Raw genomic sequence first — 16,675 nt, 5'->3', positions numbered from 1 at the left:
GACGTGAAACGCTCAGCCCTTGCGCAGCGGAGCGAGCGCCGTGCTCCAGGCGACCACCTGGTCGAGCGTGGCGGTCAGCGAGTCCTGGTGGAACTGGTTGGGCTTGAAGACGCTGAAGTTCTCGAAATCGGTGAAGAGCGACAGCGCGACCTGTGAACGCACGTCGGCCATCTGGAGCTCACCGGAGATCAGACGCAGGTGCTCCACGGCGCGCGTCCCGCCGACCGAGCCGTAGCTGACGAAGCCCACGGCCTTGTTGTTCCACTCGGAGTAGAGGAAGTCGATCGCGTTCTTCAGGGCGCCCGAGGTCGAGTGGTTGTACTCGGGGGTGACGATGATGAACCCGTCGAACGACGCGATCGTCTCGGCCCACCGCTTGGTGTGCGGCTGGGTGTACTGGCCCATCGAGGGCGGGTACGCCTCGTCGAGGTGCGGCAGCTGGTAGTCGAGCAGGTCGATCAGCTCGTACTCCGCGTCGGAGCGCTGCTTGGCGATCTCGAGCACCCAGCGGGCGACGGCCTCGCCGTTACGCCCCGGGCGGGTGCTTCCGAGGATGATCCCGATCCTGGTCATGTGTGGCGCCTTTCAGAGGGTCCTTGCCTGACGACGGGAAACGCTAACCGGAGCTTGATTGGTCAAGCAAATATCTGGCCTATGGGCGTGGTCACACGGAGGGTAAGCATTTGCTCGGTCAAACAAGTACGATGGGAGGATGCCCAACCCCTCCGCAGCGACTCCGCAACCCCTCACCCCCGACGAGGAATCCCTGGTCCGCGCCCTGGGTCAGGTGATGCACGTCCTGCCCCGCGCGATCGACGCGGACATGGTCGGTGACCGTCAGCTACCGCTCACCGAGTACACCGCGCTGATGAACCTCTCCGAGACACCGGACCGGCGGATGCGCATGAACGAGTTGGCCGCGCTCTGCTACCTCTCCCTCAGCGGCATGACCCGCACGATCATCCGGCTGGAGACGCAGGGCCTGGTCCGACGGGAGCGGTGCGAGGAGGACGCGCGCGGCTGGAACGCCGTCCTCACCGACGCGGGCTACGCCCGCCTGCAGGAGGCCTGGCCCAGCCACCTGGCCGCCGTACGCCGCCGGTTCCTCCAGCACTTCGAGGGCTTCGACCTCGCCCAATTGGCCCGCGCGTTCCAGCGGGCCGGCACGGCAGAGCCGACCGACTGAGCCGTGAACAGCAGCGCGACTCAGAACTCCCATCCGCCCTATTGCACGCGTCGGCGTGCCCGCCGACCAGACGCGACAGCGGTCACCGGGCCGGAGCGTAAGCGGCGAGCGGGTTGGTGAGGGTGCCGACGAACTGGAGCGCCGCCGACGGGTCGGCCAGGTCGATCATCTGCTGGTTGTTGCGCAGTTGCAGCCGGTTGAGGCAGGACAGCGTGAACTCCGGGGCGAACAGGTCGTAGTGACGGACCCTCTCGGCCAGGTGCGGCACCCGGTCGAAGTAGTCGGCGGCGCAGGCCGCGACAGTGCGCCAGAAGTCGTCCTCGGCGAGCACGCCGGCCTCTACCAGGACCGCGTTGAGGTGCCGCAGGAAGCAGTCCACCACGTCGGTGAAGATGCTCAGCAGCTTGGTGTCGTCGGGCACCTCGACGCGGATCCGCTCCACCGCCGCCGGCAGCTCGACCTTGTCACTCATCACCGCGATCTCCTCGGCGATGTCCTTGAAGATCACACGCTGGACGGTGTCCTGCTCGTCGAGGACCAGGATGACGTTCTCGCCGTGCGGCATGAAGGCCAGGTCGTGCGCGTAGAAACTGTGCAGCAGCGGGGTCAGGTAGGCGTCCAGGTAGCGGCGCAGCCATACCTCGGGCGCCAGGCCAGACCGGGCGATCAGCGCCGCCGCCAGTGAGCCGCCCTCGTCGTCGACGTGCAGCAGCGCGGCCATGGTGGACAGTCGCTGCCCCGGTGCCAGCTCGGGCACCGGGCTCTCCCGCCACAGGGCGGCCAGCATCTTGCGGTACGGGGAGGTGCGCTCGGTCGCCGCCTCGTACTGCCGGTGCCGGTAACCCACAGCGGCCCGCTCCCGAATGACGGTCAGGCCGGTGCCGGTCAGCACCTCGTCGGCGGCGATCAGGCCGGCCAGCCAGTCGTTGATCGCCGGGGTGGCCTCCATGTACGTGGCCGACAGCCCCCGCATGAAGCCCATGTTCAGCACCGACAGCGCGGTCTTGACGTAGTGCCGACCCGGCTCGCTGACGTTGAAGAAGGTGCGGATGGACTGCTGGGCGAGGTACACGTCCGGCCCGGGGCCGAGGTGCACCAGCCGCCGCTCCGCCAGCTCACCGGCGAAGGTGACCGCCAGCTTGTTCCACCACTGCCACGGGTGCGCCGGGATCAGGTGGTAGTCGGCGAGATCCAGCCCGAGATCGGCCATCGTGGCCGCGAACCGGGTCCGGGTCTCGGCGTCCAGCTCACTCTCCATGAGCGTGTCGTAGTCGAGGTCGGCGGCGCTGCTGAACGTCGAGTGGTCCCGGTGCGCGGCCAGCCACTCCAGCCGCACCGGCGCGGCGACCTCCGGGGCGTACCGGTGGTACTCGTCGATGCCGAAGCCGAGCCGGCCGTTGTTCGCCACGAAGCAGGGGTGGCCCTCGGTCATCGAGGTCTCGATGGTCTGGAAGTCCGCCTCGGCCAGCTCGGCGGCGCTCGGCGCGGCCTGGGCCAGCTTGTACGCCGTACCCGCCAGCGTCGAGGTGATCTCCTCCAGGTAGACCGGGAGCACCCGCGCGGAGAGCCCGAGCGTGTCGCGCAGTTCGACGACAAGGTCCACCGCGTCCGGGGCCAGGGAGGTGCCGTCGCGGTGTCGGGTGATGCTGTCCGCGTCGATCTGCCAGTGCGCCAGGGCGAGCACCCGCGCCGCGAACCGGTAGGTGACACCGCCGTCGTCGCTGCGGACCTCGTACCACTGCTGGTCGTCGGGGCCGGCCACGGCCTCCGGGGCCAGCAGCCGCTCGTGGGTGAACTCGGCGAGCGCCTTGCGGACCAGCAGCCGGTTGGCCCGGGCCCAGCGCTGCGGGGTGAGGTGCCCGACCGGGTCGCCGGAGGCGTTGTACGCGGTGGCGACGGGCGGGTGAGTGGGGACGGCGGTGGTGGTCACGCCGGGGCTCCTTCGGTTCGGGTGACGGCGGCGCGGTCGGCGGCGGCGGCGCGGTCGGCGGCGGCGCGGTCGGCGGCGGCCTGGAACTGGGCTCGGGTGCAGACGCTGAGCAGCGCGTCCTTCTCGGGCTTGGCGATCGGGCCGACGACGGTGAAGCCGACGGTGGCGTTCAGCGCGTGCACGGCGGTGTTGCGCACGTCCGGTTCGACCACCACCCGCCGGGTCGTCGGGTCGTCGAAGAGCCACGCCATGACGGCACCGATCACCGCCCGGGTGAAGCCGTGCACGGGCGCGTCGACCGGCGCGCAGAGGAAGTGCATGCCCACGTCACCGGGCTGGTGGTCGTACAGGCCGACCAGTTCGACGTGGGCCGGGTCGTAGCGCTCCGCGAGGAAGGCGGGACTCCCCCGCCACAGGCCGAGGTACGCGTCGTGGTGCGGGTGCTCGGCGATGCGCCGGTACTCCTCGGTGACCTGGGCCAGGTCGGCGTCCTGCATCATCCAGAACGCCGCCTTCGGGTGGGTCACCCAGGCGTGCAGCAGCGCGGCGTCGGCGTCCGGATCGAGCGGCCGCAGCGCGAACTCACCGAGCCCCTCGTCGACCCGGGTGAAGACGCTGGTCACGACGACACCCCGAACTCCTGGAAGGTGATGCTCTTCTCGATCGGGTAGTGCTCCCGGCCGAGCAGCTCGCGGATGATCCAGGAGTTGCGGTAGGCGCCCATGCCCAGGTCCGGTGAGGTGATGCTGTGCGTGTGGGTGCCCGCGTTCTGCAGGAAGATGCCCCGCCCGCTGTGGTCGATGCTGTAGTTGCGGGCCACGTCGAAGCGGCCGTGCGCGTCCCAACGGATCCGGTCCCGCACCGGCGTGAGGAACTCCGGCACCCGGTAGTGGTAGCCGGTGGCCAGCACCAACCCCTCGGTACGCAGCACGAAGTCGTGCTCCTGCTCCACCTGACGCAACCCCAGCGTGTACTGCCCGTCCTGGTGCTCGGCGCTGACCAGCTCGGTGTTGGTGAGCAGGCGGGTGTTCACCGGACCGTCCACGCTGTGCGCGTAGAGCAGGTCGAAGATGTCGTTGATCAGGTCGACGTTGATCCCCTTGAACAGGCCCTTCTGCTCGGACTCCAGCCGGTAGCGGGTCACCTCGGGCAGCGCGTGGAAGTAGTCCACGTAGTCCGGTGAGGTCATCTCCAGCGTCAGCTTGGTGTATTCGAGCGGGAAGAACCGCGGCGACCGGGTCACCCAGTTGAGCTGGTAGCCGTACCGGTCGATGTCGCCGAGCAGGTCGTGGTAGATCTCGGCGGCGCTCTGCCCGCTGCCCACCACTGTGATGCTGCGCTTGGTACGCAGCGCCGTGCGGTGCTCCAGGTAGTGGGAGTTGTGCACGGCGTCGCCGGGCAACTCGGCCACGGCCGGGGGCAGGTGCGGCGGGGTGCCGGTGCCGAGCACCAGATGCCGGGCCCGGTACTCCACGGTCTCCCCCGTGCCGGTGCTGGCCCGCACCACGTACCGCTCGTCAGCGGGGTCGTACTCCACAGTGGTCACGCTCTGACCGAAGCGCAGGTTCGGCAGTTTCGCCGCCGCCCACCGGCAGTACGCGTCGTACTCACTGCGCAGCGGGTAGAAGCTCTCCCGGATGTAGAACGGGTAGAGCCGGCCGATCTCCTTGAGGTAGTTGAGGAAGGAGTACGGCGACGTCGGGTCGGCGAGGCTGACCAGGTCGGCGATGAACGGGGTCTGCAACCGGGCCGACTCCAGCAGCATCCCGGGGTGCCAGGCGAGGCTCGGCCGGGCCTCCAGGAACACCCCGTCGAGGTCGTCGATCGGCGCGGTGAGGCAGGCCAGGCCCAGGTTGTACGGGCCCAACCCGATGGCGATGAAGTCGTGGGTGGACATCGGGGTCTCCAGGCGCGGATTCGTGGTCACCGGCGTCAGCCGACGGGGCAGGTCAGGTCGGCGTCGACGTGGTCGTGCACGTACTGACCGGCGTGGGTGGCGATCAGGTCGAGCACGTACCCGACGTCGTCGACGGTGGTGGCCGGGTTGAGCAGGGTGAACTTCAGGAAGTGCCGGCCGTCCACCCGGGTCCCGGCGACCACGGCGAGACCGGACGCCGCCAGGGCCTCCCGGGCGTACAGGTTGGCGGCGTCGGCCAACTCCCGGCCGGGGCCGGTGGGCAGGTAGCGGAACACCACTGTGCTCAGCTCCGAGCGCGTCACCACCTCGAAGCGCGGGTCCTCGCTGACCAGTTGCCAGGCGTCGACGGCGCGGTCGACGACCTCGTCGAAGAGCCCGCCGAGCGCGTCCGGGCCCATCACCCGCAGGGTGAGCCAGAGCTTCAGCGCGTCGAAACGGCGGGTGGTCTGCAAGCTCTTGTCGACCTGGTTGGGAATGCGCTGCTCCACCATCCGGGCCGGGTTGAGGTAGTCGGCGTGGTAGGTGACGTGCCGCAGCGTCCGCCGGTCGCGGACCAGCAGCGCGCTGGAGCTGACCGGCTGGAAGAACGACTTGTGGAAGTCGACGGTGACCGAGTCGGCCCGCTCGATGCCGTCGAGCAGGTGCCGGCGCGTCGACGAGACGAGCAGACCGCACCCGTACGCGGCGTCCACGTGCAGCCACACGCCGGCTGCCGCGCAGATCGCGGCCAGGTCCGTGAGCGGGTCGATCGAGCCGAAGTCGGTGGTACCGGCGGTGCCGACGACGGCCATCACCACCAGCCCGGCCTGCCGGCACCGGGCGATCTCCTCGCGGACGGCGGCCGGCCGGATCCGTCGCCGGGCGTCGGTGGGCACCGCGATCACCGCGTCCGGGGCGAGGCCGAGCAGTTTGGCCGACTTCTGCACGCTGAAGTGACCGGCGGCGGAGGTGAGCACGCGCAGCCGGGGCAGCAGTTCGGCGCGCGCCGCCGGGCCGATGGCGTCGGCGCACGCCTCCTCCCGGGCCAGCAGCAGCGCCTGGAGGTTGGACTGGCTGCCGCCGCTGGTGAAGATGCCGTCGGCGCGGGAGCCGAGGCCGATCCGCTCGGCCGTCCAGTCGATCAGCCGGCGCTCGATGAGGGTGGCCCCGGCGCTCTGGTCCCAGGTGTCCAGGGAGGAGTTAACGGCGGTGAGCACCGCCTCACCGAGCAGTGCCGGGATGGCCACCGGGCAGTTGAGGTGGGCCAGGTAGCGGGGGTGGTGGAACCAGACGGCGTCGCGCAGGTAGACGTTCTCCAGCTCGTCGAGGGCGGCGCCGGCGTCGCCCAGCGGACGGTCCAGGTCCACCCGGTCGACCAGGGGGGCCAGCTCGGCCGGCGTGATCCCGGTGCCGGGACGGTCCACGGTGGCCACCCGGCGGGCGACCCGGTCGATGCCGTCGGCGATCGTCCGGCGGTACTGCTCGACCGAGCCGCCATGCAGCAGCTGGGCCCGCGCGGCGGTCGACGCCGGTGGCGGCGTGGTGGTCTCGGCGGGGTACGTCGGCACGGTCACTGGTAGTCCTTCCACGTTCTGGACGAGGGCAGCCGGAACCCACCCCAGGCGCGGCGGTGCGCCTGGGGGATGTGGTGTTCGTCAGCTGACCTTTTTCGCGTTCCGGATGGCGGTGGCGAGGTTCTCCAGTAACGGCGCGGAGCCGGCGTACGAGAAGCGGGGTACGGCGTCCCACGGGCTCACCTGGTTGGCCTTGACCGCCGGCAGTTGCTGCCAGGTCGGCTTGGCGGTGAGGTCCTTGGCCTGTAGCGCGGTGCTGCGGTTGTCCAGCAGGATCAGGTCGGCCGGGAACTTGCCGGCGCTCTCCCAGCTCAACGCCTCGAAGTAGTCGCCGGATTCGAGCTTGGTGGGGACCACGATGTCGACGCCCAACTCGGCGAAGTACATCAGGTCGGTGCTGACCTTCGGGTTGGAGACGTAGAAGAGGTCGGGGCTGCCGGAGCAGGCCATCACCTTGATCCCTGGGTTGGCCTTGACCGCCTGCCGGACCGCCTCGGCGGCGGCGTCGAAGCGGGCCTTTCCGTCGGTGACCTTCTTCGCGGACAGGTCCGCGCCGAGCGACTCGGCCAGCGCCGCGTACCGCTCGATGGGCTTGGTCATCGGCACCCGGGCGGTGGTGATCGCCACACTGGGCGCCAGCGGAAGGATCTTGGCCTTGCTCTCGTCCGGCACGTACCAGAGCGCGTCCGGGTCGTACATGTGGGTGACCAGCAGTTCGGGGCGCAGCGCGGCGTACTTCTCCAGGCTGAACTCGCCCCACACGTTGCCGAGGATCTCGACGCCCTCGACGTTCAGGTCGCCGGCCTGCGGGTCGGCGGTGCCGTCGGCGCGCTTGGTCTCACCGAACACGCCCACGAGCTGCTTGTCGAGACCGAAATCGATCAGGGCAGCCGCCACACCGGTGAAGGCCACCACGCGGGCAGGACGGGCCGGGGCCTCGACCTTCGTGCCGCGGTCATCGGTGAACGCCCAGGGGCCACTTCCGTTGCCGGCGGCGGGTTTGGCGGCATCGTCCTTGCCGCAGGCGGCGAGCAAGGTGGCCAGCGTGGCAGCGCCACCGGCGGCCAGCAGGCCACGGCGGGAGAGGCGACGGGCGGACAGAGCATCGGGCATGGTGTTGTCTTTCGATCAAGGGTTGGCCGGGGTCGACCGGGGCAGCGGGGTTAGGTTAGCCTAACCTCGGTCATTGTCAACAGCGGTTCGCCGTGTCGCCACCACCCCGGAGCCCACACTGGACGCCACACCCACCGTCACCCGACCGGCACCGCCCGTGCCGGCCAGGGGAACGGCCGCACCCCCTCGCCGGCGTGGCCGTCGGACCGCCCGCGCCGCCGGCCTGGTCGCCGCCGTGGCACTGCTCGCGGTGATCGTGGTGCTCAGCATCGCGGTCGGCGCGAAGGCGATGCCGCTCGCCGACGTCTGGTCCGGGTTGCTGCACCGCGACGCCACCGAGTACGCCGTGGTGCACCGGATGCGCCTGCCCCGCACCCTGCTCGGGCTGCTCGCCGGTGCCGCCCTCGGGGTGGCCGGCGCGATCATGCAGGCCCTCACCCGCAACCCGCTCGCCGACCCCGGGCTGCTCGGCATCAATGCCGGCGCGTCCGCGGCCGTCGCCACCGCCGCCGCGTTCCTGGGCGTCACCGCCGTCGGCGGGTACGTCTGGTTCGCGCTGCTCGGCGCGGCGGCGGTGACCGCGCTCGTCTACACCGTCGGCGGCGGACGCGGCGCCACCCCGGCCCGACTCGCGCTGGCCGGGGCGGCGCTCAACGCCACCCTCTACTCCTACGTGAGCGCGGTGATGCTGCTGGACACCGCGTCGCTGGAGCGGCTGCGTTTCTGGACGGTCGGCTCACTGGCCAGCGCCGACTCCGCGACCGTCACCCGGGTGCTGCCGTTCATCCTCATCGGGCTGCTGGTCGCGCTCGGTGCCGCTCGTCCGCTGAACGCGCTGGCGCTCGGCGATGACGCGGCGCGAGCCCTCGGCGCGCGACCCGCGCTGATCCGCGCCGCCGTGATCGTCGCCGTCACCCTGCTCTGCGGTGCGGCGACCGCCGCATGCGGGCCGATCGTCTTCGTCGGGCTGCTGGTGCCGCACCTGGTCCGCGCCCTGACCGGCCCGGACCTGCGCTGGCTGCTGCCGTACTGCGCGGTGCTCGCACCCGCGTTGCTGCTCGGCGCCGACGTGCTCGGCCGGGTGTTGGGCCGCCCCGGAGAACTCCAGGTCGGCATGGTGACCGCCGTGCTGGGCGGCCCGCTCTTCCTGTGGCTGGTCACCCGCCGACCGGTGGCGCAACCGTGACAGTTCTGCGTACTTCATGGGGGTTGTCGCTGCGGTTCCGGCCCCGCGCGTTGGGCGTCGGGGCCGGCGCGGCGGTGCTTGCCGCCGGGTTCGGTCTGGTGGCCCTGGGCAGTGGTGACTACCCGATGGGACCGGCGGACGTGCTACGCACGCTGACCGGCGGTGGCACCGTGGCGGAGCAGTTCATCGTGCTCGAACTGCGCCTGCCCCGACTGGTCACCGCCCTGTTGGTCGGTGCGGCACTGGCTCTCGCCGGCACGGTGTTCCAGTCGCTGGTTCGCAACCCGCTTGGCAGCCCGGACATCCTGGGCTTCACCCAGGGTGCCTCGACCGGAGCGCTCGTGGTGGTCGTCCTCGGTGGCAGCAGCCTGGCGTTGGCCGGCGCCGCGGTCGTCGGTGGCCTCGGTACCGGTCTGGTGATCTACGCGCTCGCCTGGCGGCGCGGAGTGCACGGCTACCGGCTCATCCTGGTCGGCATCGGGGTGGCCGCGATCCTGACCGGCGTCAACGGCTACCTGCTGACCCGGGCGCCCCTGATGGAGGCCGCCCGCGCGGTCCTCTGGCTCACCGGCAGCCTGGACGGGCGAGGCTGGGCCAACGCCGGGCCGCTGCTCGTCGTCCTGGTCGTGTTGGCGCCGCTGGTGCTCGTCGGCTGCGCCCCGGCGCTGCGGATGATGGAGTTGGGCGACGACGCGGCCAGCGCCCTGGGCGTGCCGGTACGCCGGCTGCGCCTGGTGCTGCTCGCTGCCGCCGTGCTGCTGGTCTCGTTCGCGGCTGCCGCCGCCGGGCCGGTGTCCTTCGTGGCGCTCGTCGCCCCACACGTGGCGAAACGACTGACCCGGGCCCCGGGTCCGAACCTGCTGCCGTCGATGGCCGTCGGCGCGGCGCTGCTGGTCGGGGCCGACCTGGTGGCGCAGCGCGCGTTCGCCGGGCACCAACTCCCGGTCGGCGTGGTGACCGGCGTGATCGGCGGCGGCTACCTGGTCTGGCTGCTGGCGATGGAACGTCGGGCGGGCCGGCTGTGAACACCCGTGACGCCCTCGAAGGAGCACCCATGCGACCCGGCGAATCCCGACTCGGCGGCACCGCGCTGACCCTCGCCTACGACCAGCGCACCATCGCCGAGAACCTGACCGTGGCGGTGCCCGACCGGTCCTTCACGGTGATCATCGGCCCGAACGCGTGCGGCAAGTCGACGCTGCTGCGCGCCCTGTCCCGGATGCTGCGCCCCAGCGCCGGTGCGGTGCTGCTGGACGGACGGGACATTCACGATCTGCCGGCCCGCAAGGTGGCCCGTACGCTCGGCCTGCTGCCGCAGTCGTCGATCGCACCGGACGGCATCAGCGTCGCCGAGCTGGTCGCCCGGGGTCGCTACCCCCATCAGGGGTTGCTGCGGCAGTGGTCCCGCGAGGACGAGCGGGTGGTCGAGGAGTCGATGGCCGCGACCGGGGTCGACGACCTCGCCGACCGGGCGGTGGACGAGTTGTCCGGCGGGCAGCGGCAGCGGGTCTGGATCGCCATGGCGCTGGCCCAGCAGACGCCCCTGCTGCTGCTCGACGAGCCGACCACGTACCTCGACATCGCCCACCAGATCGAGATCCTGGACCTCTGCGCCCGGTTGCACGAGGAGCAGGGCCGCACCCTTGTCGCGGTGCTGCACGACCTGAACCACGCGGCCCGCTACGCCACCCACCTGATCGCCATGCGCGACGGGCGCGTGGTGGCCGCCGGGGAGCCGGCGTCGGTGGTCACCGCCGACCTGGTGGCGGAGGTGTTCGGGCTGCCCTGCCGGGTGATCGACGACCCGGAGACGGGGACCCCGCTGGTCGTCCCCGCGGCCCGACGCCGCGCCACCACCCTGGCCCCGGAGCCGGCGTGAGCGAGCGGCGCGAGCGAGCCAGCAAGCACAGCAACGAGCGCCGTTTCCGCGACCCGTGGGGGGTGCCGCACCTGCGGGCCGACGACCCGCTCGCGCTGGCGGCGGCGCAGGGCCGGGTGACCGCGTACGACCGGGCCTGGCAGATCGAGGTGGAACGGCACCGCGCCCAAGGCACCAGCGCGGCGTTTCTCGGCCCCGACGCGCTCGGCTGGGACCGGTTCGTGCGGCAGGTCCGGCTCGACGACACCGCACGCCGGTGCCACGCGGCACTGGACCCGGCGACCGCCGAGTGGGTGGGCGCCTACGTGGACGGCGTCAACGCCGCTCTCGCCGCCGGGGCGGCCCGATCACCGGAGTTCGCCGCCACCGGGCTGCGCCCGGGTCGGTGGGAGCCGTGGACGCCGCTCGCGGTCTGGCTGGGCCACCACATCCTGTTCGCCGGGTTTCCCGGCAAGCTCTGGCGCGAGCACGTGGCGCAGCGGCTCGGGCCGGACGCGATCGACCTGTTCGCCACCGACGGGCCGGCCGTGGCCGGCAGCAACGGGTGGCTGCTCGCCGCCGAGCGCACCGGCACCGGGGCCGCGCTGCTCGCCGGCGATCCGCACCGGTTCATCGAGGATCCCGGCGTCTACCAGCAGATCCGGCTGGCCTGCCCGGAGTACGACGTGGTCGGGTTGGCGGTGCCGGGTGTGCCGGGCATCGCGCACTTCGGGCACACCGGCGCGGTGGCCTGGGCGATCACCAACGCGATGGCCGACTACCAGGACGTGTACGCGGAGCGGCTGCGCCGCGACGGCCCCCGGGTGCAGGCGCTCGGCCCGGACGGCTGGCGACCGGCGCACCGCCACGTCGAGACGATCGAGGTGGCCAGGGCCGAGCCGGTCGAGGTCGAGGTGGTGGAGACCGATCGTGGTCCGGTGATCGCCGGCGGGCCGGACGACGAGAGTGCCGTCAGCCTGCGCTACCCGCCCCGGGTCCGGGGCGACCTCGGTTTCGCGACGCTGCCCGAGCTGCTGCGCGCCCGCACCGTGGCCGATGTGGACCACGCGCTGCGGCACTGGGTGGAGCCGGTCAACGTGGTGCAGGCGGCGGACACCGCCGGAGGGCTGTTGCACCGGGTCGCCGGAACGGTGCCGGCGCGGCACCCGGAGAACGGCCGGCGGGTGGTCCCCGGATGGGACTCCGCGTACGCCTGGCAGGGCTGGCACGCGCCGATGCCCCGCGCCGAGGTGGTCGGTCGGTCGGTGATGGCCAACGAGCGCGGGCTGGCGGCGCCATTCGGAGTGGAGTTCGCCCCACCGCACCGGGCGCATCGCATCGCCGAGCTGCTCGACGCCCGTTCGGCCTGGACGGCCGACGAGATGGCCTCGGTGCACACCGACACGTACCTGGGCGCGGCCGGGGCGCTGCTGGCCGTCCTCGGCGAGTCGACGGAACTCGGTCAGGCCGCCACCGCGCTGCGTGAACGACTGCTGCGCTGGGACCGCCGGATGGCCGCCGACAGCACGGACGCGGCGGCCTACGCCCTCCTGCGGGCGGCTGTCGTACGCCGGATCGCCGCCCACCCGGCGCTGGCCGAGCTGGCCGAGCTGCCCGCGTACCCCGAGGTGTTCGCGCCCTGGCTGGCGCTGACGCCGCGCGTCGGTCACGCGCTGGAGCACCTGCTCGGCGCGACCCCGCTGCCCGGTGTGGACATCACCGCGCTGGTACGCGCGGCGGCCGAGGAGGTCGCCGACGCGGCAGCCGGGCAGGTGCCCTGGGGGGACCTGCACCGGCTGGCGCCGTGGCGGGCCCTGCCCGGACCGGACACCGGGCCCGGCCCTCGGCTCGGCGGTGACCACGACTGTGTGTTGGCAACCTCCAGCGTCCCCGGGGTCACCCACTGGTGCTTCCGGGGGCCGGCGGCGCGCTTCGTCTGGGACCTGGCCCGCCGCTCGGACAGCCGCTGGGTGGTCCCCCTGGGCGCCTGCGGGGTGCCCGGCGATCCGCACCACAATGACCAGAGCGCCGCCTGGCTGGCCGGGGACCTGCTGCCGGTCGTCACGGACTGGGACCAGCTCGCCGAGGAACTCCACTGACGGCACCGGCCGCGGTGCTGTCAGCGCAGGCCGAACGCCCGGCTGATGCTCTGGCTCACGGTGTTGCCGGCGGTGTCGCGCGCCGTGGTGCGCAGGCTCACGAAGCCGGCCTTCGCCGGTGCGGCCAGCGAGGTACGCCAGCCGTCGCCGTGCCGGGTCAGCCGCTGCTTCTGCCAGGTCGCCCCGTCGTCGTAGGACACCTCGACGGTCACCGCGCCGATCGTGCCGGTGACGTCGGGCAGGTGGGAGGCGACAACGGTCAGCGGTGCCCGCCGCGACGCCCTGCCGGTGGAGTCGATGGCCACCTGGTAGTCGAGCTGGATCATCGGCAGCACCTCGGCCGACTCCTCCCCGGTGACCGACGAGTGGAAGCCCCACTCGGTGCGGGTCTGCCGGGAGTACGGGTTGGTCCACGCGGCCCGGTCGTTCTCCAACACCAGCCGGTACGGCAGTCGCTGAGACGCCAGCCCGGAGACCTGGAGGTACTCGGCGTTACCCCAGTTCAGCTCCTTGTCACCCTGGTAGAGGGTGGTCCGGTTGACCATGTCGTAGTTCGCGTACGCCTCACCGATGTGCCCGCCCCCGTCGCCCCAACCGGGCGCGGGCAGGTAGACGGTGTCCAGGTACCGGACCGGCACGTAGCTGCCGCCCATCCGGGGTCGCTGGATCGGCCCGAACCAGGTGACGGCGCTCGGCTTGCCGGCCGGGTACGTGGTCACCGCCATCAGGTGCTGACCGGTCTCGCCGGCGATGAACGCGTCGTCGATCCACCGCTGGTCGGCGCTCACCCAGTCGGTGCGTCGGCCCTGCGCCGGGGCCGGCTCCTGGTTGCTCGACGCCCAGCCGCGCCAGACGTCGGTGCGGAACTCCAGCGCCTTGCCCTGCCGGTAGTTGCGGAACTCCACGTCGACCCGGGCCAACTGCCGCTTCGTGGGCCGGTAGGTGGGGTCGGCCGGAACCGTGCCGGTCCAGTGGTGCGCCACGTCGTACAGGTAGGTGGTCTCCGGGTGCGACTCGACGGTGAGCCGCACCGGGCCGCGCTCCAGCGCGGCGATGAGCTGCCCACCCTCGTCGGCGCCGAGGGTCGCCACGGTCACCGGGGCCGGACTCTCCGGACTCCACGGTGCCTCGTCCCACGGCTGGAGCCGACCGACGCCGTCGTTCACCACGAGCAGCACCGTCGCTCCGGCCGCCGCGGCGGCCTGCGCCTGGGTGGCGATGTCCACGCTGTCACTGCGGCGCACCACCACGGCTCGATCCCGGACCGGACGCTTCGCTAGCCCCGTCGCCGATGCGTCGGCGACGTAGACCGCGTCCAGCTGACGACGACCGGCCGGCAGCGCCGGGGTCGCCCGCTTCACCAACAGATCGTCGTACGAGCGACCGCCCGCCGAAACGGTCAGGGCCGGCTGCTCCAGCCGCCAGCGGGCACCGAACTCGAACTCGCCGTCGGTCACCGGACGGCTCGTCGGCAACGCCCACATGCTGTCGTACGAGTCGTCGGGCAGCACCTGACTCTCGGTGAGACCGTTCTTCGTGGACCGGTGGATGTCCATCCGCAGCGCGCTGGCGGTGGCCTCCTGCGGCACCCGGGCCTGCACCTGTCGGGCGGCGCGCGCGTCCAGGGTGACGGTGCGGTCGCGGTCCAGGTTCACGTCGGTGAAGCTGAGCATCGCCATGCCCTTGGAGTGCGGCCCATGCGCGCCGCGCACGTCCGCGGAGATCCAACCGTTCCAGCTTCCCACCGGCAGCCGCAGCGTGGCGGTGCCGCTCTCGGGCAGATCCACGGCGGTGAAGAGGGTGTCGGCGGTGAGGATGACCTTGCCGACGAGCGGCTTGCCGTCGCGGTCCCTGGCGACCAGCGTCAGGTTCTGCCGCTGGCCCTCCTTGCCGGCGCCGATCAGGGTGCGGCCACGCACCGCACCGGCGTCGTCGGTGGCGACGATCATGCCGCTGACCTGCTTCTCCACCGGCAGCTTGTCGTACGCGGCGGTCACCGTGACGGTGGCGGTGCCGCCCGCGGGCACGCTGACCCGGTCGGCGGAGAGCGCGAACAGGCCGGCCGGCGCGGTGGCCGCGTCGAGGGCCAGCTTCAGGTCGACCGACGCGCTGCCGAGGTTGGTGTAGGTGACCGTACGGTCGACGGTCCTGCCCGGCTGCTGCGGCCACGCCTGGAAGCCGGAGTAGGCGCTCGGGGTGGCGAAGACGGTGGCGTGCGCGGCAGCGACCGCGTCGACCCGGCCGGCACCCGCCTGGTACGGGGTGTACTCAGGGGTGGCCTTGACCGTGCTGACCAGCGCTTCCTTGATCCGCTGACCGGTCCAGTCCGGGTGCGCGGCGGCGACCAGCGCAGCCGTGCCGGCCACGTGCGGGGTGGCCATCGACGTGCCGCTCATCAGCGTGTAGTCGCCGGAGCCGCCCCGCACCAGGTGCGAGCGGGCCGCCAGAATGTCCACGCCGGGGGCGGTGATCTCGGGCTTGAGCCCGCCGTCGCCGGCCCGCGGACCCTGGCTGGAGAAGTCGGCGAGGTGGTCGGTGTTGTCGACAGCGCCCACGGTCAGCGCGGAGTCGGCGGCACCCGGGCTGCCGATGGTGGCCGGGCCGCTGTTACCGGCGGCGATCACGAAGAGGGCGCCGGTCTCGGCGCTGAGTCGCTCGACCGCCTGGCTCATCGGGTCGCTGCCGTCGGTGGCCTCACCGCCCAGGCTCATGCTGACCACCCGGGCCTTCTGCTCACGGGCCGCCCACTCCATGCCGGCGATGATCCACGAGTTCTGTCCGCTGCCCTCGCTGTTGAGCACCTTGCCGATGTGCAGGCGGGCACCCGGGGCGACGCCCCGCTCCGCGCCACCGGACGCGGCGCCGGTGCCGGCGATCGTCGAGGCGACGTGCGTGCCGTGGCCCTTGTAGTCGAGGATGTCGGGCTCCTCGGGCACGAAGCTGCTGGACTCGGCGATCTGGCCGACAAGATCCGGGTGTTCGGCGTCCGCGCCCGAGTCGAGCACCGCGACGTCGACACCGGCGGCGGTGTTGCCCTCGGCCCACAGCTTCGGCGCACCGATCTGCGCGGTGGACTCGGCCAGGTCCGCGTGCACCCGACCGTCCAACCAGACCTTGGCGATGCCGTTGGCCAGGGTCGGGGCGTCACCCGTACGCCGGGTCGAACCGGCGGTCAGCGCGGTCCAGAACCGGTCGGCGGTGGCGCGCTGGCGGGTCAGCGCCGCGCCCTGCACGCTGTCCAACGGTCGGACCAGTTCGGCGCCGTCGACGGTGGGGCGGGTGCGGTTGCGGGCCGCCGCGTCGGTCATCGTGACGATCAGCGGAAGCGCGTCGGTGTGCGCGTCGTCGTAGCCGTCGGCGATGAGGTCGGTGACGTTGAACAGTTGCCGGTCCAGCACACCACTGGTCACGTAGGACAGCGCGGCGTCGGGGTAGACGTAGGTGTCGCCGTCGCGCACGGTGCGGTGGAAGCTCGGGGTGCTGCCGTCCGGCCGGCGCACTGTCGACACCGTGCTGCCGTCCGCCGCGGTGGTGACGGTGACCGTGTCACCGGTGATCAGGGTGACGGTGGACGCGCGTCCGGCGGCGGCCGGGGGTTGACCCGCCGGGCGGTCGGGATTGTTCGGCGGGGCGGCGGCCGCTCCCGCGCCGGGTGGGGTGAACCCGGCCGCCAGGGTGAGGGCGGCGCCGAGGGTGATCAGCCCGGATCGGCGGCGCCGGTGAGACAGAGCCACGATGACCTCTTTGTGTCGAGAAGTGGTACGCACCACAGCATCGACGCAGAGCCCACCCCGACCGCCCACCGCGCCCCGACGCACTTACGCCATGGCGC

At 72.1% G+C, this 16,675-nt stretch carries 12 protein-coding genes; 5 read left to right on the top strand and 7 right to left on the bottom strand.

Annotated elements, in window-relative coordinates; genetic code table 11:
• Nucleotides 1–12 precede the first annotated feature (12 nt).
• A complete protein-coding gene (locus tag DLJ58_RS12520) occupies nt 13–573 on the bottom strand; it encodes an NADPH-dependent FMN reductase (RefSeq protein ID WP_124855995.1) in 561 nt (186 codons plus the stop codon).
• Between the two features lie 139 nt (nt 574–712).
• Here DLJ58_RS12520 and DLJ58_RS12515 point away from each other — a divergent pair, with 139 nt between their 5' ends.
• Nucleotides 713–1,186, top strand: a complete 474-nt coding sequence (locus tag DLJ58_RS12515) for a MarR family winged helix-turn-helix transcriptional regulator (RefSeq protein ID WP_124855993.1) — start codon at nt 713–715, stop codon at nt 1,184–1,186.
• Nucleotides 1,187–1,268: 82 nt separating this feature from the next.
• Here DLJ58_RS12515 and DLJ58_RS12510 read toward each other — a convergent pair whose 3' ends face one another.
• The 5 genes from DLJ58_RS12510 to DLJ58_RS12490 form a co-directional block, all read right to left on the bottom strand.
• A complete protein-coding gene (locus DLJ58_RS12510) occupies nt 1,269–3,116 on the bottom strand; it encodes an IucA/IucC family protein (RefSeq protein WP_124855991.1) in 1,848 nt (615 codons plus the stop codon).
• The gene (locus DLJ58_RS12505; RefSeq protein WP_124855989.1) at nt 3,113–3,739 is read right to left on the bottom strand and encodes a GNAT family N-acetyltransferase; all 627 of its coding nucleotides are present in this window, start codon (nt 3,737–3,739) and stop codon (nt 3,113–3,115) included. Before DLJ58_RS12505 ends, DLJ58_RS12510 begins: the two co-directional genes overlap by 4 nt.
• On the bottom strand, nt 3,736–5,013 hold the full coding sequence (locus DLJ58_RS12500) for a lysine N(6)-hydroxylase/L-ornithine N(5)-oxygenase family protein (protein WP_124856107.1): 1,278 nt from the start codon (nt 5,011–5,013) through the stop codon (nt 3,736–3,738). Before DLJ58_RS12500 ends, DLJ58_RS12505 begins: the two co-directional genes overlap by 4 nt.
• A gap of 35 nt (nt 5,014–5,048) precedes the next feature.
• Nucleotides 5,049–6,587: a pyridoxal phosphate-dependent decarboxylase family protein gene (locus DLJ58_RS12495; RefSeq protein ID WP_148097987.1), complete on the bottom strand. Its 1,539-nt coding sequence runs from the start codon at nt 6,585–6,587 to the stop codon at nt 5,049–5,051.
• 81 nt (nt 6,588–6,668) lie between these two features.
• Nucleotides 6,669–7,700 carry an ABC transporter substrate-binding protein gene (locus DLJ58_RS12490; RefSeq protein WP_124855985.1) on the bottom strand — a complete coding sequence of 344 codons (1,032 nt, stop codon included), beginning with the start codon at nt 7,698–7,700 and terminating at the stop codon, nt 6,669–6,671.
• A 73-nt stretch (nt 7,701–7,773) separates the two neighbouring features.
• On the opposite strand from DLJ58_RS12490, the gene DLJ58_RS12485 reads away from it, so the two are divergent.
• Genes DLJ58_RS12485 through DLJ58_RS12470 form a run of 4 tightly spaced genes read left to right on the top strand, consistent with a single transcriptional unit; the run spans nt 7,774 to nt 12,843 of the window.
• Nucleotides 7,774–8,886 carry a FecCD family ABC transporter permease gene (locus DLJ58_RS12485; RefSeq protein ID WP_425271309.1) on the top strand — a complete coding sequence of 371 codons (1,113 nt, stop codon included), beginning with the start codon at nt 7,774–7,776 and terminating at the stop codon, nt 8,884–8,886.
• Entirely contained in the window at nt 8,883–9,911 is a 1,029-nt protein-coding gene (locus DLJ58_RS12480; protein ID WP_124855983.1) for a FecCD family ABC transporter permease, read from the top strand. Before DLJ58_RS12485 ends, DLJ58_RS12480 begins: the two co-directional genes overlap by 4 nt.
• A gap of 29 nt (nt 9,912–9,940) precedes the next feature.
• Nucleotides 9,941–10,765, top strand: coding sequence for an ABC transporter ATP-binding protein (locus DLJ58_RS12475; RefSeq protein ID WP_124855981.1), 825 nt, complete (start codon nt 9,941–9,943; stop codon nt 10,763–10,765).
• Nucleotides 10,762–12,843: a penicillin acylase family protein gene (locus tag DLJ58_RS12470; protein ID WP_124855979.1), complete on the top strand. Its 2,082-nt coding sequence runs from the start codon at nt 10,762–10,764 to the stop codon at nt 12,841–12,843. The genes DLJ58_RS12475 and DLJ58_RS12470 overlap by 4 nt, the downstream gene beginning before the upstream one ends.
• 20 nt (nt 12,844–12,863) lie before the next feature.
• Here the strand turns inward: DLJ58_RS12470 and DLJ58_RS12465 are convergent, their stop codons facing one another.
• Entirely contained in the window at nt 12,864–16,577 is a 3,714-nt protein-coding gene (locus DLJ58_RS12465; RefSeq protein ID WP_124855977.1) for a S8 family serine peptidase, read from the bottom strand.
• Nucleotides 16,578–16,675: the final 98 nt, after the last annotated feature.

It is taken from the genome of Micromonospora arida, assembly GCF_003857035.1.
GTDB classification, from domain to species: Bacteria; Actinomycetota; Actinomycetes; order Mycobacteriales; family Micromonosporaceae; genus Micromonospora; species Micromonospora arida.
This window is presented reverse-complemented; position numbering and strand designations above follow the sequence as displayed.